The 19,030-nt window shown below is 65.5% G+C and carries 19 protein-coding genes, 2 tRNA genes and 1 riboswitch; of the genes, 14 read left to right on the top strand and 7 right to left on the bottom strand.

The annotated features are described in order from the left end of the window. Positions 1–2: 2 nt before the first annotated feature. The gene (xseA, locus tag AKL02_RS05910) at positions 3–1,583 is read right to left on the bottom strand and encodes an exodeoxyribonuclease VII large subunit (protein WP_083079156.1); all 1,581 of its coding nucleotides are present in this window, start codon (positions 1,581–1,583) and stop codon (positions 3–5) included. A 93-nt stretch (positions 1,584–1,676) separates the two neighbouring features. Here xseA and purD point away from each other — a divergent pair, with 93 nt between their 5' ends. From purD to AKL02_RS05880, 6 genes are all read left to right on the top strand, one after another. Next, positions 1,677–2,942 carry a phosphoribosylamine--glycine ligase gene (gene purD, locus AKL02_RS05905; RefSeq protein ID WP_083079157.1) on the top strand — a complete coding sequence of 422 codons (1,266 nt, stop codon included), beginning with the start codon at positions 1,677–1,679 and terminating at the stop codon, positions 2,940–2,942. Between the two features lie 435 nt (positions 2,943–3,377). Continuing rightward, positions 3,378–3,452, top strand: a tRNA-Gly gene (locus AKL02_RS05900). Between the two features lie 22 nt (positions 3,453–3,474). Further along, positions 3,475–3,549 (top strand) — tRNA-Gly (locus AKL02_RS05895). 127 nt (positions 3,550–3,676) lie between these two features. Continuing rightward, positions 3,677–4,264: an imidazoleglycerol-phosphate dehydratase HisB gene (gene hisB / locus AKL02_RS05890; protein ID WP_083079158.1), complete on the top strand. Its 588-nt coding sequence runs from the start codon at positions 3,677–3,679 to the stop codon at positions 4,262–4,264. Continuing rightward, positions 4,264–4,902, top strand: a complete 639-nt coding sequence (gene hisH / locus AKL02_RS05885; protein ID WP_083079159.1) for an imidazole glycerol phosphate synthase subunit HisH — start codon at positions 4,264–4,266, stop codon at positions 4,900–4,902. The genes hisB and hisH overlap by 1 nt, the downstream gene beginning before the upstream one ends. After that, entirely contained in the window at positions 4,902–5,567 is a 666-nt protein-coding gene (locus tag AKL02_RS05880) for a Dph6-related ATP pyrophosphatase (protein WP_083079160.1), read from the top strand. Before hisH ends, AKL02_RS05880 begins: the two co-directional genes overlap by 1 nt. Before the next feature lie 52 nt (positions 5,568–5,619). Here AKL02_RS05880 and AKL02_RS05875 read toward each other — a convergent pair whose 3' ends face one another. After that, positions 5,620–6,006, bottom strand: a complete 387-nt coding sequence (locus tag AKL02_RS05875) for a DUF2147 domain-containing protein (RefSeq protein ID WP_078519662.1) — start codon at positions 6,004–6,006, stop codon at positions 5,620–5,622. Between the two features lie 145 nt (positions 6,007–6,151). On the opposite strand from AKL02_RS05875, the gene hisA reads away from it, so the two are divergent. Then, the gene (hisA, locus tag AKL02_RS05870) at positions 6,152–6,871 is read left to right on the top strand and encodes a 1-(5-phosphoribosyl)-5-[(5-phosphoribosylamino)methylideneamino]imidazole-4-carboxamide isomerase (RefSeq protein ID WP_075776131.1); all 720 of its coding nucleotides are present in this window, start codon (positions 6,152–6,154) and stop codon (positions 6,869–6,871) included. A 102-nt stretch (positions 6,872–6,973) separates the two neighbouring features. Continuing rightward, positions 6,974–7,444 carry a hypothetical protein gene (locus AKL02_RS05865; protein WP_083079161.1) on the top strand — a complete coding sequence of 157 codons (471 nt, stop codon included), beginning with the start codon at positions 6,974–6,976 and terminating at the stop codon, positions 7,442–7,444. Between the two features lie 60 nt (positions 7,445–7,504). Here the strand turns inward: AKL02_RS05865 and AKL02_RS05860 are convergent, their stop codons facing one another. Next, positions 7,505–8,092 (bottom strand): TetR/AcrR family transcriptional regulator, encoded by a 588-nt coding sequence (locus tag AKL02_RS05860; RefSeq protein WP_078539730.1) that lies wholly within the window; start codon positions 8,090–8,092, stop codon positions 7,505–7,507. 114 nt (positions 8,093–8,206) lie between these two features. On the opposite strand from AKL02_RS05860, the gene AKL02_RS05855 reads away from it, so the two are divergent. From AKL02_RS05855 to glpX, 4 genes are all read left to right on the top strand, one after another. Beyond that, entirely contained in the window at positions 8,207–8,410 is a 204-nt protein-coding gene (locus AKL02_RS05855; protein ID WP_083079162.1) for a hypothetical protein, read from the top strand. Positions 8,411–8,509: 99 nt separating this feature from the next. Next, on the top strand, positions 8,510–9,811 hold the full coding sequence (locus AKL02_RS05850) for a homoserine dehydrogenase (RefSeq protein ID WP_083079163.1): 1,302 nt from the start codon (positions 8,510–8,512) through the stop codon (positions 9,809–9,811). A 4-nt stretch (positions 9,812–9,815) separates the two neighbouring features. Next, positions 9,816–10,217, top strand: coding sequence for a VOC family protein (locus AKL02_RS05845; RefSeq protein ID WP_198453268.1), 402 nt, complete (start codon positions 9,816–9,818; stop codon positions 10,215–10,217). A gap of 101 nt (positions 10,218–10,318) precedes the next feature. Further along, positions 10,319–11,284 carry a class II fructose-bisphosphatase gene (glpX, locus tag AKL02_RS05840; protein WP_078519667.1) on the top strand — a complete coding sequence of 322 codons (966 nt, stop codon included), beginning with the start codon at positions 10,319–10,321 and terminating at the stop codon, positions 11,282–11,284. Positions 11,285–11,366: 82 nt separating this feature from the next. Here the strand turns inward: glpX and gcvP are convergent, their stop codons facing one another. The 4 genes from gcvP to gltX all read right to left on the bottom strand — a co-directional run bounded on the left by gcvP (position 11,367) and on the right by gltX (position 17,440). Beyond that, positions 11,367–14,207: an aminomethyl-transferring glycine dehydrogenase gene (gcvP, locus tag AKL02_RS05835; protein ID WP_083079164.1), complete on the bottom strand. Its 2,841-nt coding sequence runs from the start codon at positions 14,205–14,207 to the stop codon at positions 11,367–11,369. Between the two features lie 5 nt (positions 14,208–14,212). Further along, positions 14,213–14,572 (bottom strand): glycine cleavage system protein GcvH, encoded by a 360-nt coding sequence (gene gcvH, locus AKL02_RS05830; RefSeq protein WP_083079165.1) that lies wholly within the window; start codon positions 14,570–14,572, stop codon positions 14,213–14,215. 22 nt (positions 14,573–14,594) lie between these two features. Further along, complete coding sequence (gene gcvT / locus AKL02_RS05825; RefSeq protein ID WP_083079241.1) at positions 14,595–15,698, bottom strand: glycine cleavage system aminomethyltransferase GcvT; 1,104 nt, start codon at positions 15,696–15,698, stop codon at positions 14,595–14,597. Between the two features lie 156 nt (positions 15,699–15,854). Then, positions 15,855–15,945, bottom strand: a riboswitch (glycine riboswitch). Between the two features lie 166 nt (positions 15,946–16,111). Next, positions 16,112–17,440 (bottom strand): glutamate--tRNA ligase, encoded by a 1,329-nt coding sequence (gene gltX, locus AKL02_RS05820; RefSeq protein ID WP_083079166.1) that lies wholly within the window; start codon positions 17,438–17,440, stop codon positions 16,112–16,114. A 97-nt stretch (positions 17,441–17,537) separates the two neighbouring features. Here gltX and AKL02_RS05815 point away from each other — a divergent pair, with 97 nt between their 5' ends. Together AKL02_RS05815 and AKL02_RS05810 are read left to right on the top strand one after the other, a co-directional pair. Next, entirely contained in the window at positions 17,538–17,954 is a 417-nt protein-coding gene (locus AKL02_RS05815; protein ID WP_083079242.1) for a metallopeptidase family protein, read from the top strand. A 97-nt stretch (positions 17,955–18,051) separates the two neighbouring features. After that, positions 18,052–18,984, top strand: a complete 933-nt coding sequence (locus AKL02_RS05810; RefSeq protein WP_083079167.1) for an MBL fold metallo-hydrolase — start codon at positions 18,052–18,054, stop codon at positions 18,982–18,984. Positions 18,985–19,030 lie beyond the last annotated feature (46 nt).

Raw genomic sequence — 19,030 nt, 5'->3', positions numbered from 1 at the left:
TCTCAGAACAGACTGCCCTGAGACGGGCCCGGATCGGGCTTTTTCTTCTTCGGCTTCGGCGCAGTCGCACTGCCGCCCCCGCCCGGGATCACCGCGAGCTTGCCATCGGCGAACTCGATCTCGAGACCGGGCTGCTTTTCGGCCACCCCCTGCGAGGTCACCACGCCGTCGGGCCCGCGCACCACCGCATAGCCGCGCTTGAGCGTCTCGGTATAGCCCAGCGTCTGGCGCGTCCGGTCGAGCCGCTCGAGCCGTTCGCGCTGCGCCTCGAGCCGCGCGGGCAAGGAGCGGTCGAGCCGGGTTTCCAGCCCCGCCAGCCGCTCAGCGCCGTCGCGGTTGCGCCTTTGCGCATCGCCGATCATCCGCACCCGCGCCGCATCCAGCCGCCGCGCAAGCTGCGTGTGATCCTGCGTCGCGCGCCGCATCCGCGCCGCAGGCGCAGGGGCCAGCCTCGCCGACAGCCCGTCGATCTCGCGCGAGCGATCCCGGATGAAGCGCCGCAGCAGGTTCGGCGAAATTTGCGCAGCCAGCGGCGCGAAACGGGTATTCTTGCGCAGGACCAGCGTGCGCAGCGCAGGGCCCAGCCGCTCGGCCCAGAGGTCGAAGCTTTGCCGCGCCGGTTGCGTTAGCGCCTCGGGACGGCCCAGCCCACGCGCCAGATCGCGCAGCCGCTGGCCGCGCTGATCGAGCCGCCCGCGCGCCGCCCGCATCATCCGCGTCTGTGCCTCCGACAGCCAAGCGGCCAGTTCGGCGCGCACCGGCACCGCCATTTCCGCCGCCGCCGTGGGCGTAGGGGCACGCCGGTCGGCGGCGTGATCGACCAGCGTCGTATCGGTTTCGTGGCCCACCGCCGAAATCACCGGGATGTCGCTTTCGGCCACGGCGCGCACCACGGCTTCTTCGTTGAAGCCCCAGAGGTCCTCGATAGAGCCGCCGCCGCGCGCGACGATGATCAGATCGGGGCGCGGGATCTCCCCGCCCGGCGCCAGCGCATTGAAGCCCCGCACTGCACGCGCCACTTCCGGCGCACAGGCCTGCCCCTGCACCGCCACCGGCCAGATCAGCACATGGCGCGGGAAGCGGTCGGCGAGCCTGTGCAGGATGTCGCGGATCACCGCGCCCGAGGGCGAGGTCACCACGCCGATCACCTGCGGCAACCACGGAATGGGCTTCTTGCGGCCCGCGTCGAACAGCCCCTCGGCGGCCAGCGCCTTGCGCCGCGCCTCCAGCATCGCCATCAGCGCGCCCGCGCCCGCCGGTTCGACATTGTCGACGATCAGCTGGTATTTCGACTGGCCCGCGAAGGTCGTCATCCGGCCCGTGGCGATGACCTCCATCCCCTCCTCGGGGCGGACCTGCATCTTTGCCACCTGCCCCTTCCAGCTGACGGCGGCGATCACCGAACGGTCGTCCTTGAGGTCGAAATACATATGGCCCGAGCGCGGCATCGACACACGGCCGACTTCGCCGCGCACCCGGACGCGGCCGAATTCCCCCTCGATTACCCGCTTCACCGCCCCCGAAATCTCGGAGACCGTGTAGTCATGCGCGTTCGAGCCGTTTTCGTCGTCGAGAAGGTCCATATGCCTGCCTGCTTGAGCGTGGGTCCGGGGCGCCTTGCCTCAGGGTTTCGCGCAGCTTAGAAGGCGGGAAAGCGAAGGCCAAGGGGGCGAGCGATGAACATTCTGGTTCTGGGCGGCGGCGGGCGCGAACATGCGCTGGCTTGGGCGATCAAGCAAAATCCGAAATGCGACCGGCTGATCGTGGCCCCGGGCAATGCCGGGATCGCGCAGATCGCCGATTGCGCGGCGATCGATCCGAACGATGCGGCGGCGGTGCTGGAACTCTGCGAAGCCAACGCGGTCGATTTCGTGGTGATCGGGCCGGAAGCGCCGCTGGCTGCGGGCGTGGCCGATGCGCTGCGCGCGCAGAACATCCTGACCTTCGGCCCCTCGGCGGAGGCCGCGAAGCTGGAAGCCTCGAAAGCCTTCACGAAAGAGATTTGCGACGCCTGCAACGCACCCACCGCTGCCTATGCCCGCTTCACCAGCGCGGAAGGCGCGAAGGGCTATGTCCGCGAACAAGGCGCGCCGATCGTAGTGAAGGCCGACGGTCTGGCCGCCGGTAAGGGCGTGATCGTCGCGATGACGCTCGATGAGGCGTTCAACGGTATCGACGAGATTTTCGGCGGCGCGTTCGGAAGCGCGGGCGCGGAAGTCGTGATCGAGGAATTCATGGAGGGCGAGGAAGCCTCGCTCTTCGTGCTCTGCGATGGCGAGAACGTGCTGGCCGTGGGCGGCGCGCAGGATCACAAGCGCGTCGGCGAAGGCGATACCGGCCCGAACACCGGCGGCATGGGGGCCTATTCCCCCGCCCCGATCCTGAGCCCCAAGATCGAGGCGAAGGCGATGGACGAGATCGTCCGCCCCACCGTGGCCGAGATGGCGAAGCGCGGCACCCCGTTCCAGGGCGTGCTCTATGCCGGGTTGATGATCAAGGATGGCCAGCCGCGGCTCGTGGAATATAACGTGCGCTTCGGCGATCCCGAATGTCAGGTGCTGATGCTGCGGCTCGGCGCGCAGGCACTCGACCTGCTGCTGGCCTGCGCGGAAGGGCGTCTGGGCGAGGTGCAGGCGCAGTGGGCGCCCGATCATGCGATGACGGTGGTCATGGCCGCGCAGGGCTATCCCGGCGCCTATGAAAAAGGCTCGGTGATCGGCGGGCTCGACGCGCTGCCCGAAGACGGCTCGCGCATGGTCTTCCACGCGGGTACCTCCGAGAAAGACGGACATGTCGTCGCGACGGGCGGGCGCGTGCTCAACGTCACCGCGCGCGGCGAGAGCCTGCAGGAAGCGCGCGACCGGGCTTACGCAATGGTCGACGCGATCGACTGGCCCGAAGGCTTCTGTCGCCGCGATATCGGCTGGCGGGCGCTGAGCTGACCCGAGGGACGGAGGGGGCGCTGCCCCCGCTCGCGTTCCGCGCGCCCCCCCGGGATATTTCCACCAAGCCGAACGGGCGCAACGGAACATTAACTACGCTCCGGCTATCAAGGAATCGCGGAACAGGCGGGGACGCCGATGACCGCCCAAGACGAACGTGCCCGGCTCGCCCGCCCTTCTGCGGATCGAGTCGGGCATTTTTCGTTTTCGGCTTGGGTCAAATATCCCGGGGGGCTGGCGCAGCCAGCGGGGGCAGAGCCCCCTCGCTTGGCGCGTCCGAAGCTCGCCGGCTCGCTCTCCTCTCGCCTCACCAGGTGCTTGCAACGCGGCTTTACGCCACCTGCCGAAACGTCAGGCAGGAATTTTCCCCTTCGCGCAAAATTTCCTCTTGCAGCCTACGCCGCTATCCCCTAAATCCGCCTCCACCGAACCGGCGCGGGCGTAGCTCAGGGGTAGAGCATAACCTTGCCAAGGTTAGGGTCGGGCGTTCGAATCGCCTCGCCCGCTCCAGTTCGGTCAAATACCCAAGGATGCGGGCGTAGCTCAGGGGTAGAGCATAACCTTGCCAAGGTTAGGGTCGGGCGTTCGAATCGCCTCGCCCGCTCCAATACAAAAAAGCCTCCCTTCGGGGAGGCTTTTGTTTTTCCGCCCCACTGCCCGTCAATCGACATGCCCCCGCTTGAGCGCGCCCCCTGCCCCGGCCTATAAGGCGGTGAGTTTCAAGGAGGCGCCCAATGCGCAAAGCCACGATCAGCCGCAAGACCGCCGAGACCGAGATCAACGTCGAGATCAATCTCGATGGCACCGGTCAATTCGATAACAAGACGGGCGTGGGCTTCTTCGACCACATGCTCGACCAGCTCGCGCGGCATTCGCTGATCGACATGACCGTGCGCGCGAAGGGCGACCTGCATATCGACGATCACCACACGGTCGAGGATACCGGGATCGCGCTGGGTCAGGCGCTGGTGCAGGCGCTCGGCGACAAGCGCGGCATCCGCCGCTATGGCCATTTCGCGCTGGCGATGGATGACACGCAGGTCTCTTGCGCGCTGGACCTGTCCGCGCGCCCCTTCTTCGTGTGGAATTGCGACATGCCCTCCCCGAAGATCGGCACGTTCGACACCGAACTGGTGCGCGAGTTCTTCCAGGCGCTCGCCACCCATGGCGGGATCACGCTGCATATCGACCGCGTGCATGGCTTCAACAGCCACCACATTGCCGAAGCCGCGTTCAAATCGGTCGCCCGCGCGCTGCGCATGGCGGTCGAGACCGATCCGCGCATGGGCGGCGTGCTGCCCTCGACCAAAGGGGCGCTTTGATGCTCACCGCACTGGTCGATTACGATTCGGGCAACCTGCACTCGGCCGAGAAGGCGTTTCAGCGCATGGCGAACGAGACCGGTCACGGCACGATCGTCGTGACCTCGGAGCCGGACGTCGTCGCGCGCGCCGACCGGATCGTGCTGCCGGGCGACGGGGCGTTTCCGTCCTGCAGCGCGGCACTGTATCGCTTCGAGGGGCTGGCGCAGGCGATCGAGGAGGCGGTGACCGTGAAAGGCCGCCCCTTCCTCGGCATCTGCATCGGCATGCAGATGTTGGCGACGCGCGGGCTCGAGTTCCGCGAGACCGAGGGTTTCGGCTGGATTCCCGGCGAGGTGGTGAAGATCGAACCTGCCGATCCGTCGATGAAGGTCCCGCATATGGGCTGGAACGATCTGGTGATCGACAACGATCACGCCGTGCTTGACGGGATTTCGACCGGCGATCACGCCTACTTCGTGCATAGCTACCACTTCAAGGTGGCCGAGCCGCAGCACCGTCTGGCCTATGCCGAATATGGCGCCGAGATCACCGCGATCGTGGGCCGCGACAATATCGTCGGCACCCAGTTCCACCCGGAGAAATCTCAGGCGACCGGTCTGCGGCTGATCGCGAATTTCCTCGGCTGGAAACCCTGATGGCGCCCAAGGCGGTTCTCTCGTGGTCCTCGGGTAAGGATTGCGCGATGGCGCTGCATGCCTGCCGGACCGAAGTTCACGCGGATGTCGTTGCACTTCTGTCGACGACCAACGAGGCTTTCGACCGCGTGGCGATGCACGGCACGCGCAATGAGCTGCTGCGCCGTCAGGCGAAGGCCGCGGGCCTGCCGCTGATCGAGGTGCCGCTGCCCTGGCCCTGCTCGAACGCGGATTACGAGACGCGGATGGCGGGCGCGATGGACCGGGTGAAGGCGCTTGGCGTCGAGACGATGGTCTTCGGCGATCTCTTCCTCGAAGACGTGCGCGATTACCGGATCGAGAAGCTGAAGCCGCTCAGCGTCGAGGCGCTCTTCCCGCTCTGGCAGCGGCCTACGGATCAGCTGGCGCGCGAGATGATCGCGGCGGGGTTCGTCACGCATCTGGTGACGGTGGACCCGAGCAAGCTCGATCCCAGCTTCGCGGGGCGGCGGTTCGATGAAAGCCTGCTGGCCGATCTGCCCGAAGGCGTCGATCCCTGCGGCGAGAATGGCGAGTTTCATACCGCCGTCAGCGCGGGCCCGATCTTCGACGCGCCGATCCCGGTGCGGGTGGGCGAGACGGTGATGCGCGACGGGTTCGCCTATGCCGATCTGATCCCGGAGTAAGTCCGGCGAGAAATCCCGGCCCACTGCGTCCTCGCAGGGGCCGGGAAAAGCATCACTTCACGCGCTGCCAGTCCTGCGACTTGCAGAACAGACCGCCCGCTACGCAACCGGCCAGCGCCATCGCGTTGCCGTTCACGGTGACCTTGCCGAGGTAGATCTTGTTGTTGGACGGGCGCCAGACCTTGCCTTGGTATTTGTTGTTGCCCTTCGGCTCCATCCCGATCACGAGCTGCTTGCCGAGGTTCTCCGACTTGTACTCGCTGCCGCCCTTGAAGGTCCGAACGATTGTCCCGCAGAACTTCGAGCCGCAGGGTGCGATGTCCACATAGGCATAGGCGCCGTCATCGGGCTGCGTTTTCCAGGTGCCCTCGATCGGGTCGGCAAGCGCCGCGCCTGCGCCCAGTGCCAGGGTCGCTGCGGCGATCATCAAAGTCTTCATGGCAAATCTCCTCCCTTTTGCCTGCTGGCCGCATCAGGCCATGCAAGAGCGATTCCCGGCAAGACTGACGTGACGTCCGCGTCAGGCTTGGAAAATCCGCGAACCCGTGGCAAGAGGCATCGCGACAGTTCAGGAGTGCCCACAGATGATCCTCTACCCCGCAATCGACCTCAAGGATGGCCAATGCGTGCGTCTGCTGCATGGCGAGATGGACAAGGCCACGGTCTTCGGTGACGACCCTGCGGCGCAGGCGGCCAAGTTCGAGGCGGCGGGCTGCGAATGGGTGCATCTGGTGGACCTCAACGGTGCCTTTGCGGGCGAGCCGGTGAACGCCGCCGCCGTCGAGGCGATCCTGTCGCGCATCAAGGTCCCCGCGCAGCTGGGCGGCGGCATCCGCGACATGGCGACGATCGAGCGGTGGCTGGATAAAGGGCTGGCGCGGGTCATCCTCGGCACCGTCGCGGTCGAGAACCCCGATCTGGTGCGCGAGGCGGCGAAAGCCTTCCCCGGTCAGGTGGCTGTCGGGATCGACGCGCGTAACGGCAAAGTGGCGACCAAGGGGTGGGCGGAAGAGACCGATGTGATGGTCACCGATCTGGCGAAGTCCTTCGAGGACGCGGGCGTCGCCGCGATCATCTACACCGATATCATGCGCGATGGCGCAATGGGCGGGCCCAATATCGCCGCGACCGAGGCACTGGCCCGCGCGGTCGAAATCCCGGTCATCGCGAGCGGTGGCGTGTCGTCCTTGCCCGACCTGATTGCCCTGCGCGACACGGGCGTGATCGCGGGCGCGATCTCGGGGCGGGCGATCTATGACGGGGCGCTCGATCTGACCGAGGCGCTGGCCGCGCTGCGCGCCTGACACAGCGCTGAGGAAATCCACCGCAAGTGACACAAATCATTGCGCCATGTGAATTTACACGTGAGGGTTAACCCAGCGTTAACACCAAGTGTGGAGGGTGCCATGAAACGCATGATGACGATTGCCGCGGTGACCGCTTGCCTCGCAAGCGCGGCCATGGCGAATGATACCAAGGGCTTCGTGGGTCTGAACTGGACCTTCGGCCCGGGCGCGAGCGGCCTTGAAGGGGTGTTCGGCGCGATGAATTACGACCTCGACCCGGATGGCGACATCAACGGGGCGAAGCTGTCATTGCATCTCGGCATCGGTCCGGGGCCGGTGCAGGGCAAGATCAAGCTGACGGGGGTCGCGGGTCAAGACAACGCCATGGCGGAACTGGGCATGGGCTATGGCAGCCGCGGCTGGTTCGGCACGGGCGGCCTGATGGGCGAACATTGGACCGTCGGCGGCGATCTGTTCTTCCAGGGCGGCTGGGAAGGCTTCGGCGGCATTCACAGCCTGCAATTCGATCGGCCGAAAGCGCCCACAGCACCGGTTCTGGAGCCGCCGCCGCAGGAGGCTCAGCCCGGCTAAGTCGCGTTAAGCAATTCATCACAGAGGTACAGGGCGGCTTCGGTCGCCCTTTTCCTTAGCTCAGGCACCCACCGATTTGCGCACCATATCCCAGTAGATATCGGCCACGGTGGCGCGGCTCAGACGACCACCTTCGCGGAACCATGTATTCACCCCGGTCAGCATCGCGATGATCGCCATGGTCGCGAGCTTGGTGTCGGGGATCAGGAACACGCCCTCGTCCTGCCCCGCCTTCAGGATCGCTTCCAGCTCGGTCTCGTAGGTCTTGCGCAGCCCCTCGATCACCGCGAAATTCTCCGGGCTGAGGTTGCGCAGCTCCATATAGCTGAGGAACACTGCCTCCGCCCGCTCGAGGTTGAAGCGGATGTGGAAGCGCACGAAACGCTCCAGCCGCGCATGGGCATCGCCCCCGCCGGGCTCGGCGTGCCACGCGGCGATCAGCTCGTCCATATGGGTCTTCAGCAGGTCGAACAGCAGCGCCTCTTTGTCGGGCGTATAGAGGTAGAGCGCCCCCGCCTGCACCCCCACCGCGCCTGCGATCTGGCGCATCGAGACGGCGGCAAACCCGTGCCGCGCAAAGAGCCTTTGCGCCTCGGCGCGGATCTTCGGGCCGGTAATCTCGGAATGGGAGCCAGTCTTGCGTGCCATGATACCGACGCTAACTGAACGGGCGTTCATTATCAAACCGGATTTGCGGCGCAATCGGCACTGGCAATGGGGCCGTGGGCGCAATAGTTTGCCCCTGTCCCGAGAGGAGAAACCATGCGCGCCCCTGCCCTGATCGCCCTGTTTGCCTTGCTGGCCTCGCTCGCCGCCTGTTCGAAACAGTCGATGGAGGGCTATCCGACGCTGCTGCCGATGGATGAGATCCTGACCGATCAGCCCCTCACCCCCGATCCGGCCCCCGAGCTGGAGGCGCGCGCCGATGCGTTGCGCGCCCGCGCAGACACGATGCGCAGCCAATAAAATCTCGTTACAGAGCGGTTGAAGCCGCGCGCTGCGTTGCCCTGCCTGCGCTTTCCCGCTAACAGGGCGCAAACCACCAGTTTCTCTCATGAGGTCCCTATGTCCGCCGTCTCAGATACCGCACCCTTGCGTCTTGGCATCGCGGGTCTCGGCACCGTGGGCATCGGTGTGGTGAAGATCGTGCAACGCCATGCCGATCTGCTGGCGGCCCGCGCGGGCCGTCCGGTCGAAATCACCGCCGTCTCGGCCCGCGACCGCACGAAGAACCGCGATGCGGACCTGTCGAGCTATGCATGGGAAGACGATGCGGTGACGCTCGCCAAGCGCGACGACATCGACGTCTTCGTCGAGCTGATGGGCGGCCATGAAGGCCCCGCGAAAGACGCGACCGAAGCGGCGCTGAAAGCGGGCAAGGACGTGGTGACCGCGAACAAGGCGCTGCTCGCGCATCACGGCCAGGCGCTCGCGGAACTCGCCGAAAGCCTCGGACGCACGATCCGCTATGAAGCTGCCGTCGCGGGCGGCATCCCGGTCATCAAGACGCTGACCGAAGGGCTTGCCGGCAACGGCATCCGCCGCGTGATGGGCGTGATGAATGGCACCTGCAACTACATCCTGACGCGGATGGAAGATGCGGGCCTGCCCTATGACACGGTCTTCGAGGAGGCGCGCGCGCTTGGCTATCTCGAGGCTGATCCGAACCTCGACGTGGGCGGGATCGACGCGGGCCACAAGCTCGCCATCCTCGCCGCCATCGCTTTCGGCACGCAGGTTGCTTTCGACGACGTGACGCTGGAAGGGATCGGGCGCATCTCGATCGACGATATCCGCCGCGCGGGCGATATGGGCTACAAGATCAAGCTTCTGGGCGTCGCGCAGATGACCGGCCGCGGGCTGGAGCAGCGGATGACGCCTTGCCTCGTGCCCGCCACCTCGCCGCTGGGTCAGCTGACCGGCGGCACCAACATGACGGTGCTGGAAGGCGACTCGGTCGGCCAGATCGTGCTGCGCGGCGCGGGTGCGGGCGAAGGCCCGACCGCGAGCGCCGTGATGGGCGACGTGATGGACCTCGCACGCGGTCTGCGGCTGCCGGTCTTCGGCCAGCCCGCGGACAAGCTCGAGGCCCCGACCCCGGCCGTCACCGCGATCCCGGCGCCCTATTACCTGCGCCTGCAACTGTCGGACAAACCCGGCGCGCTGGCGAAGGTCGCGACCGTTCTGGGCGAGGCGGGCGTCTCGATCAGCCGGATGCGCCAATACGGCCATGCCGACACCTCGGCCCCGGTGCTGATCGTCACCCACAAGACGACGCGCGACGCAGTCGACGCCGCGATCGACGCCCTGCCCGCGACCCGCGTAGTCGAGGGCGAGCCGATCGCGATCCGCATCGAAGAGGTCTGAGCGGATGGGGATGCTGAGCCATGTCTCGCTGGGCATCTCCGATCTCGACCGGGCGCTGACATTCTACGCCCCGCTGATGGAGCGGCTCGGTCTGGCGCTGCGCTTTTCCGAGCCTGCAAAACAGTGGGCAGGCTGGACCGCCGAGGATGGCAGCCGCCCGATCTTCTTTATCACCCGCCCCTTCAACGGCAACGCCCCCGCCCCCGGCAACGGACCGATGGTCGGGTTCGATGCGCCCGACCGCACGACGGTCGATGCGGTGCACGCCCTCGCGCTGGAACTGGGCGGCACCGATGAGGGTCCGCCGGGGCTGCGCCCGCACTATCACGCGGATTATTACGGCGCCTATTTTCGCGACCCGGATGGCAACAAGCTCTGCATTGCGTGCCATTTTTCACCGCAATAGCGGCTGGCCTCTCCTGTTAGCGTTCACGGGGTTGCCCTTCGCGGCCCCACAGGCTTTACCTATGCCCGGCCCACAACGCCTAGGCAGACAGGAAGACCCAAATGACCCCTCCGAGTGATTTCAACGACCGCATGCTTTCGCTGGGCCTCGCCCGCGTGTCGGAAGCGGCTGCTCATGCCTCCGCCGACCTGATCGGTCGCGGCGACGAGAAAGCTGCCGACCAGGCGGCGGTGAACGCGATGCGCGATCAGCTCAACAAGCTGGAAATCCGCGGCACCGTGGTCATCGGGGAAGGCGAGCGCGACGAGGCGCCGATGCTGTATATCGGCGAGGAAGTCGGTCAGGGCGTCGGCCCCGAGGTGGACATCGCGCTCGACCCGCTGGAAGGCACCACGCTGACCGCGAAGGACATGCCCAACGCGCTGACCGTGATCGCGATGGCGCCGCGCGGCACGATGCTGCACGCGCCCGACGTCTACATGGACAAGCTGGCCATCGGCCCGGGCTACGAGAAGGACGTGGTCTCGCTCGACATGACCCCGACCGAGCGCGTTCAGGCGCTGGCCAAGGCCCAGGGCGTCGAGACCAAGGACATCGCGGTCTGCATCCTCGATCGTCCGCGCCATGAGGACATGATCGCCGAGGTCCGCGAGACCGGTGCGAAGATCCGCCTGATCACCGATGGCGACGTGGCGGGCGTCATTCACTGTGCCGAGCCCGATTTCACCGGCATCGACATGTATATGGGCTCGGGCGGCGCGCCGGAGGGCGTGCTGGCGGCCTCGGCGCTGAAATGCATGGGCGGTCAGATGTGGGGCAAGCTGCTGTTCCGCAACGACGACGAGCGTGGCCGTGCGAAGAAGGCCGGGATCACCGATCTCGACAAGGTCTATACGCGCGACGAGATGGTGCGTTCGGACGTGATCTTCGCCGCGACCGGTGTGACCAACGGGTCCATCGTGAAGGGCGTGAAGCGCGAGCCGACCTATATCGAATCCGAGACGATGCTGATGCGCTCGAAAACCGGCTCGCTGCGCCGCGTGATCTACCGCAACCCGGTGAAGTAACCGGCGCGTCTGGATATTTTTATCGAGAAGAAGAGAAAGGCCGGAGCGCGATGCTCCGGCCTTTCGTCATTCTGGCTGGCGGTTACTCTGCCGCGTCGGCGTAGCTCTCGACCGGCGGACAGGTGCAGATCAGGTTGCGGTCGCCGAAGACGTTGTCGACCCGGCCCACGGGCGGCCAGTATTTGTCGACACGGAAGGCGCCTGCCGGGAAACAGCCCTGTTCGCGGGTGTATTTCCGGTCCCAATCGGCCACGAGGTCTTCGACCGTATGCGGCGCATGGCGCAGCGGGCTGTCCTCGGGGGTGATCTCGCCCGCCTCGATCTCGCGGATCTCGTCGCGGATCGACAGCATCGCGGTGATGAAGCGGTCGATCTCGGCCTTGGTCTCGGATTCCGTGGGCTCGACCATCAGCGTGCCGGCGACCGGCCAGCTCATCGTCGGCGCGTGGAAGCCGTTATCCATCAGGCGCTTGGCAATGTCGTCCACCGTCACGCCCACCTCCGCGAAGGGCCGCGTGTCGATGATGCATTCATGCGCGACACGTCCACGGTTGCCCATGAAGAGGATCGGGTAGCCCTCTTTCAGCTTCGCGGCGATGTAGTTGGCAGCGAGGATCGCGACGCGGGTCGCCTGCGTCAGGCCCGGCCCGCCCATCATCAGGATATAGGCCCAGGAGATCAGCAAGATCGAGGCCGAGCCGTAGGGCGCGGCACTCACCGGCCCCTCTTCGCCGCCCGTCTCCGGGTGGCCCGGAAGGAAGGGCGCGAGGTGCGATTTCACCCCGATCGGCCCCATGCCGGGACCACCGCCGCCATGCGGGATCGCGAAGGTCTTGTGCAGGTTGAGGTGGCTCACATCCGAGCCGATCTCGCCCGGCTTCACCAGCCCCACCAGCGCGTTGAGGTTGGCGCCGTCGAGATAGACCTGACCGCCATATTCGTGCGTGATGTCGCAGATGCGCTTCACGGTCTCCTCGAACACGCCGTGGGTCGAGGGATAGGTGATCATGCAGGCCGCGAGCTTGTCGCCCGCCTCTGCCGCTTTCGCCTCGAAATCTTCCAGATCCACATCGCCATTGGGCGCGGAATTCACGACGACGACCTTCATCCCCGCCATATGCGCCGAGGCCGGGTTCGTGCCATGCGCCGACATCGGGATCAGGCAGACGTCGCGCTGATCGTCGCCATTGGCGCGGTGATAAGCGGCGATTGTCAGAAGCCCCGCATATTCCCCCTGCGCGCCCGAATTGGGCTGCATCGAGAACGCGTCATAGCCGGTGATCTCGCAAAGCTTCGCGGTCAGATCGTCGATCATCTCCGCATAGCCCTGCGCCTGATCGAGCGGCACGAACGGGTGCAGCGAGCCGAATTCCGGCCAGGTCAGCGGCATCATCTCGGCGGCTGCGTTGAGCTTCATCGTGCACGAGCCGAGCGGAATCATCGCGCGGTCGAGCGCGAGGTCGCGATCCGAGAGACGACGCATGTAGCGCATCATCTCGGATTCGGCGCGGTTCATGTGGAAGACCGGATGGGTGAGGTAGTCGCTCTCGCGCAGAAGCGCATCCGGCACCGCCGGTTGCGTGGCCTCGGGCGCGGGTTCAGTGATCCCGAACGCGTCGAGCACCTTGGCCACGACGCCCGGATCGCTGGTCTCGTCGAGCGAAATCCCGACCCGGTCGCGGCCCACCTTGCGCAGGTTGATCCCGCGATGGCGCGCAGCAGCGAGGATGCCCTGCTGGCCCACGCCCACCTCGACGGTGATCGTGTCGTAGAAATTCGCGGGCTCCACCAAGGCGCCTGCCGCTTTCAACGCATCGGCCAGCTGCACGGTCAGAAGGTGCACGCGTTCCGAGATCGCACGCAGACCGACGGGGCCGTGGAAGACCGCATAGAAACTCGCCATCACGGCCAGAAGCGCCTGCGCGGTGCAGACATTCGAGGTCGCCTTCTCGCGGCGGATATGTTGCTCGCGGGTCTGCAGGCTCAGCCGGTAGGCGCGATTGCCGTGGCTGTCGATCGACACGCCGACGATCCGCCCGGGCATCGCGCGCTTCATCTTGTCGGTGGAGGACATGAAGGCCGCATGCGGGCCGCCATAACCCATCGGCACGCCGAAGCGTTGCGCCGAGCCGACCGCGATATCGGCGCCCATCGCGCCCGGCTCTTTGAGCAGGCACAGTGCCAGAAGATCGGTCGCGACCACGGCCACGGCCTTCGCGGCATGAAGCGCTTCGCATTCGGCAGTGAAGTCGCGGACATGGCCATAGGTGCCCGGATATTGGAAGATCGCGCCGAAGACCTTCTCGGCCTCCAGCGTCTCGGGCGCGCCCACGATCACTTCGATCCCGAGCGGCTCGGCCCGGGTCTGGATCACGCCGATGGTCTGCGGGTGGCAGTTCTCGTCGACAAAGAAGGCGGTGGCCTTCGATTTCGACACGCGCTGCGCCATCGCCATGGCTTCCGCCGCCGCCGTCGCCTCGTCCAGCAGCGACGCATTGGCGACCGGCAGCCCGGTCAGGTCCGACACCATCGTCTGGAAGTTCAGAAGCGCCTCAAGACGCCCCTGCGCGATCTCGGGCTGATAGGGCGTGTAGGCCGTGTACCAAGCCGGGTTTTCGAGGATATTGCGCTGGATCGCGGGCGGCGTGACGGTGCCGTAATAGCCCTGCCCGATCAGGCTGGTCATCACGCGGTTCTTCTTCGCGACGCCTTCCATCTTCTGCAGGAGGCCATATTCGGTCAGCGGCGCCCAGCCCAGCGGCTCGGCCTGACGGATGCTTTTCGGCACCGTCTCGGCGATCAGCGCGTCGAGGTCCGGCGCCCCCACGGCTTTGAGCATCTCCTCCATCTCGGCCGGTGAAGGCCCGATATGGCGGCGATTGGCGAAATCGTAACTGTCGTAAGTCGTGGGGGTGAAGGTCATGGATATTACCCGATGAAGTCTTTGTAAGCGGCCTCGTCCATGAAGCCGTCGAGCGCGGAGGCGTCGGTGAGTTTCATCTTGAAGAACCACGCCTTGCCCAGCGGGTCTTCGTTCACGAGGCCCGGATTGTCGGCCAGGTCCTCGTTGATCGCGACGATCTCGCCACCCAGCGGCGCGAGGATGTCGGAGGCGGCCTTGACCGACTCGATCACGCAGATCTCGTCGCCCTTCTCGACCGTGTCGCCCACATCGGGCAGCTCGACGAAAACGACATCGCCCAATTGCTCGGAAGCGTGCTCGGTGATGCCGACGATCACAACGTCGCCTTCAGTTTTGAGCCATTCGTGGTCTTCGGTGAATTTCATGTAACGTCTCCCGATTGGTTATTCAGCGTTTGTAGGTTGCAGGGCGGAAGGGCATCGGCACGACCTTGGCGGGCAGACGCTTGCCGCGCACCTCGCCATAGACGGTGGTGCCTTCCTCGGTGCCCGCGGGCAGGTAGGCCATCGCCATAGGCGCTTCGATCGAGGGGCCAAAGCCGCCCGAGGTCACGCGCCCGATCGGATCGCCACCCTCGGCCTCGGCGAAAATCTCGACGCCTTCGCGCATCGGCGCGCGGCCTTCGGGGCGCAGGCCGAGGCGCAGGCGGCTCGGGCCGTTTTCCAGTTCGCTCAGGATGCGATCCGCGCCGGGGAAGCCGCCTTCGCGCTCCCCACCCTTGCGGCGCACCTTCTGGATCGCCCAGGCGATGTTGCCTTCGACCGGGGTCGTGGTGGTGTCGATATCGTGGCCGTAGAGGCAAAGCCCCGCTTCGAGCCGCAGGCTGTCGCGCGCGCCCAGACCGATCGGCTCCACCGCCTCATCGGCGAGCAGTTTGCGGGCGAATTCCACCGCGCGATCTGCGGGCACGGAAATCTCGTAGCCATCCTCGCCGGTATAGCCCGAGCGCGAAATCCAAAGCTCCGCCCCGTTCCAGTTATAGACGCCCACATCCATGAAGCGCATCTTGGCGGTGCCGGGCACCAGAGCCTCAAGCACGCCCTCTGCGGCAGGCCCTTGCAGCGCCAGCAGCGCGCGGTCGGTGAGTTCCTCGACCGATTCCAGATGCGCCCGCATATGGGCGATGTCGTCTTCCTTGCAGGCCGCGTTCACCACGACGAACAGATGATCGCCACGGTTCGCCACCATCAGGTCATCGAGAATGCCGCCATTCTCATCTGTGAACATCGCATAGCGCTGGCGACCCTCTTTCAGGCCCATCAGGCTCACCGGCACCAGCGCCTCAAACGCCTCGGCAGCGTCTTCGCCCGGCACGATCACCTGCCCCATGTGGCTGACATCGAACAGCCCGGCCTTGGCGCGGGTGTGCAGGTGCTCCTTCATCACGCCCAGCGGGTATTGCACGGGCATCTCGTAGCCCGCGAAAGGCACCATCTTGGCGCCCAGCTCAACATGCAGATCGTATAGCGGTGTGCGTTTCAACTCGCTCATCGCGGCCTCCCCTTCAGCCGGATGATCCGGCATCGATTCATGAGCCTTCCGGCTCGCCCGATGCCCCCTCTGTCCGTGCCTGCGATGCAGACGCCTGAGATCGTTATCCCTTCGGCGGATGCCGCGATTGCACGCAGCATCACTCTCCAGAGTCCTTCGTCGGGCACGGTCCTTTTGCCTGAGAGTTTACCGGGGCGGTTGCTCCTTCGGCACCGAGGTTTCCCCCGGATTCTCCCGTATCCGACTTCTCCCGATTACCTGAGGCCCCGCGCGACTGACAAGCCCCAATCGCCAAAACCGCCGCTTTACCGCCGAAAACGACCTCACGAGGTCGCGAATTGCACAAACAAAAAGCGCGAGGGGTTCTCCCCTCGCGCCTTTGGAATTGGTTGTGCAAGCCTGCGGCGGAGCCGTCAGCCGCGCGCCGGAACCTTGTGCAGAAGCGGCATCAGCTCGCCCATATCGGGCCCGTGCGCCATGCCGGTGACGGCTTTGCGCAGCGGCATGAACAGCCCCTTGCCCTTGCGCCCGGTCGCGTCCTTCACTTCCGAGGTCCAGTCCTTCCACGTGGTGTCGGAATAGGGCGGCGCGGGCAGCATCGTCATGGCCTGCGCGATGAAGTCGCGATCTTCCTCGTCGATCGACGGTTCCGCGCCGTTCAGACACAGCTCGGCCCAGCCCTTCAGATCGTCGAGCTTGTCGATATTCTGCGAAGCGACTTTCCAGAAACGCTCGCGCTGATCCTCGGGGATGCCGAGTTCCGCGATACGATCCGCCACGGCCTCGAACGGCAGGTGCTGGTTGCGCGCACGGGTCAGCGGGATCAGGTCCGCCGGGTCGAATTTCGTCGGCGCCGAGCCGAAGTGGCTCAGCTCGAACCCGTCGGCCAGTTCATCGATCGACATCTTCAGCTCGATCGGCTGGCTCGAACCAAGACGCGCCATCATCGACAGCAGCGCCTCGGGGGCGATGCCTTCGGCACGCAGATCGCGGATCGAAAGCGCGCCAAGGCGCTTCGACAGTTCCTCGCCCTGCGGGCCGGTCAGCAGTGAATGGTGCGCGAAGCTGGGCACTTTGCCGCCGATCGCCTCGATGATCTGGATCTGCGTCGCGGTGTTGGTGACGTGATCGCCGCCGCGCACAATATGGGTGATGCCCATATCCGCGTCGTCGACCGGTGAGGCGAAGGTATAAAGCACCTGGCCCGAGGCCTTGATCAGCACCGGATCGGACACGGAGGCCGCGTCGATCGACAGATCGCCGAGGATGCCGTCTTTCCACTCGATCCGTTCGAGTTCCAGCTTAAAGCGCCAGTAACCTTCCTTACCTTCCGCGCGCATCGCGTCTTTTTCGGCATCCGACAGATGCATGGACGCGCGGTCATAGACCGGCGGCTTGCCCATGTTCAGCTGCTTCTTGCGCTTGAGGTCCAGCTCGGTGGGGCTCTCGAAACATTCATAAAGCTTACCGTCAGCCTTCAGCTGCTCGGCCACCTCGGCATAGCGGTCCAGACGCAGCGACTGGCGCTCTTCGCGGTCCCATTCGATGCCGAGCCATTCAAGGTCCTGCTTCAGCGCGTCGATATATTCCTGCTTCGAGCGCTCCTGATCGGTATCGTCGAGGCGCAGGATGAATTGACCGCCGGTCTTGCGGGCGATCAGGTAGTTCATCAGCGCGGTGCGCAGGTTGCCGACATGGATATAGCCGGTGGGCGACGGGGCGAAACGGGTAACGGTGGTCATCTGGGCAAACTCCTGTTGGCGCCTGCTCTTTCACAAGGCGGCCCGTTTGTCCATATGAGGGGCCATGCGGCGCGTGCAGAGCGGCTTGGAGGGGACGATGAGCGAAGGTTACGACTGGACGGAGGTCACGGCGCCGGGCATCGAGGAAATCGAGGCTCTGGCCGAGGCCGCACGCGCGGCGCTTCCGCCGGAATTCGCCCGCGCCGCGCAAGGTGTCGCGATCCGGGTGGAAGACTTCGCCTCCGAGGCGATGCTCGCCGATCTGGGCATCGAGGACCCTTTCGATCTGACCGGGCTCTATGACGGCATCCCGCTGACCGAGAAATCCGTGATGGACCCCGGCGGCCACACGGATGTGATCTGGCTCTTCCGCCGCCCGATCCTCGACGAGTGGGTCTCGCGCGGAAACGAGCCCCTCGGAACCCTCGTCACCCATATTTTCGTGCATGAATTGGCGCATCACCTTGGATGGTCCGACGCGGATATTTCGTCGATCGATCGCTGGTGGGAGTGAACCGAAGCGGCTCACGCAACGTTCACGACTCTGTGGAAGCGGCGCGATGCGCTAGACTTCGACCTGCGAAGACCAACCATCGAGAGGGAGAGACCCGATGACCAGGACCTTCATGACCCGCCGTGCAGCACTGAAAACCGCCGCTTTCCTGCCCGCCGCCCCCGCGCTTCTGACCGGGAGCGGCGCCGCCGCGCAAAGCTCGAACGAAGCCCCGCCCGCGATCCCGCGCTATCGCCGGATGCAGATGGGCGATCTGACGATTACCACGCTGCTCGCCGGATCGCGCGAGCTGGAAAACCCGCAGACGATCTTCGGCATGAATGCCAGCCCCGAAGACTTCGCGGCCGTCTCGGAAGCCGCCTATATCCCCGCCGACAAGTCGTTGAATTTCTTTACTCCGACGCTGATCGAGACCGGCTCGGAGAAAATCCTCTTCGACACCGGCCTGTCGCCGGAGGGGATCACCTCGGCGCTTGCCGCAGCCGGACACGCGCCCGAGGACATCACCCAGGTCGTGATCACCCATATGCATGGCGACCATATCGGCGGGCTGATGGGCGATGGCGGCGAGACCTTCGCCAATGCCGCCTATATTACCGGCCAGAAAGAATTCGACCATTGGTCGAATGCGGGCAACGACACGTTCGAAGCCAAGGTCCGTCCGCTGGCCGAGAAGATGAGCTATCTCAAGGGCGGCGATTCGGTCGTCTCCGGCATCTCGGCGGTCGAGGCGTTCGGCCACACGCCTGGTCATATGGCCTTTATGGTGGAGTCGGGTGGCAAGGGGCTGATGCTCGCCGCCGATACGTCCAACCACTATGTCTGGTCGCTTCAGCGTCCCGATTGGGAAGTGAAATACGACATGGACAAGGAGATGGCCGCGAAGACCCGCAAGGAGCTTCTGGGCCGTGTCGCCGCCGACAAGCTGGCCTTCATCGGCTACCATATGCCCTTCCCCGGCGTCGGCCATCTCGAGGCGCTGGACACCGGCTTCCACTTCCATCCGATCACCTATCAACTCAACGTTTGATCCGTGATGGGTGCCGGCCTTAGCCCGCACGGAGAGTTTCAGGCGC

Source organism: Thioclava electrotropha (assembly GCF_002085925.2).
In the GTDB taxonomy this organism is placed as follows: Bacteria; Pseudomonadota; Alphaproteobacteria; order Rhodobacterales; family Rhodobacteraceae; genus Thioclava; species Thioclava electrotropha.
Note: the sequence above shows the minus strand (reverse complement) of the source record. Positions and strands in the feature narration are given on the sequence as shown.

Coding starts and splice junctions, on each gene's coding strand:
- glpX (WP_078519667.1), top strand. CDS start 10,319: ATGACCCCTCCGAGTGATTTCAACGACCGCATGCTTTCGCTGGGCCTC.
- AKL02_RS05875 (WP_078519662.1), bottom strand. CDS start 6,006: ATGAAGACTTTGATGATCGCCGCAGCGACCCTGGCACTGGGCGCAGGC.
- gltX (WP_083079166.1), bottom strand. CDS start 17,440: ATGACCACCGTTACCCGTTTCGCCCCGTCGCCCACCGGCTATATCCAT.
- hisH (WP_083079159.1), top strand. CDS start 4,264: ATGCTCACCGCACTGGTCGATTACGATTCGGGCAACCTGCACTCGGCC.
- AKL02_RS05865 (WP_083079161.1), top strand. CDS start 6,974: ATGAAACGCATGATGACGATTGCCGCGGTGACCGCTTGCCTCGCAAGC.
- AKL02_RS05855 (WP_083079162.1), top strand. CDS start 8,207: ATGCGCGCCCCTGCCCTGATCGCCCTGTTTGCCTTGCTGGCCTCGCTC.
- AKL02_RS05815 (WP_083079242.1), top strand. CDS start 17,538: ATGAGCGAAGGTTACGACTGGACGGAGGTCACGGCGCCGGGCATCGAG.
- AKL02_RS05880 (WP_083079160.1), top strand. CDS start 4,902: ATGGCGCCCAAGGCGGTTCTCTCGTGGTCCTCGGGTAAGGATTGCGCG.
- gcvP (WP_083079164.1), bottom strand. CDS start 14,207: ATGACCTTCACCCCCACGACTTACGACAGTTACGATTTCGCCAATCGC.
- gcvH (WP_083079165.1), bottom strand. CDS start 14,572: ATGAAATTCACCGAAGACCACGAATGGCTCAAAACTGAAGGCGACGTT.
- AKL02_RS05860 (WP_078539730.1), bottom strand. CDS start 8,092: ATGGCACGCAAGACTGGCTCCCATTCCGAGATTACCGGCCCGAAGATC.
- purD (WP_083079157.1), top strand. CDS start 1,677: ATGAACATTCTGGTTCTGGGCGGCGGCGGGCGCGAACATGCGCTGGCT.
- AKL02_RS05845 (WP_198453268.1), top strand. CDS start 9,816: ATGGGGATGCTGAGCCATGTCTCGCTGGGCATCTCCGATCTCGACCGG.
- AKL02_RS05810 (WP_083079167.1), top strand. CDS start 18,052: ATGACCAGGACCTTCATGACCCGCCGTGCAGCACTGAAAACCGCCGCT.
- hisB (WP_083079158.1), top strand. CDS start 3,677: ATGCGCAAAGCCACGATCAGCCGCAAGACCGCCGAGACCGAGATCAAC.
- AKL02_RS05850 (WP_083079163.1), top strand. CDS start 8,510: ATGTCCGCCGTCTCAGATACCGCACCCTTGCGTCTTGGCATCGCGGGT.
- hisA (WP_075776131.1), top strand. CDS start 6,152: ATGATCCTCTACCCCGCAATCGACCTCAAGGATGGCCAATGCGTGCGT.
- xseA (WP_083079156.1), bottom strand. CDS start 1,583: ATGGACCTTCTCGACGACGAAAACGGCTCGAACGCGCATGACTACACG.
- gcvT (WP_083079241.1), bottom strand. CDS start 15,698: ATGAGCGAGTTGAAACGCACACCGCTATACGATCTGCATGTTGAGCTG.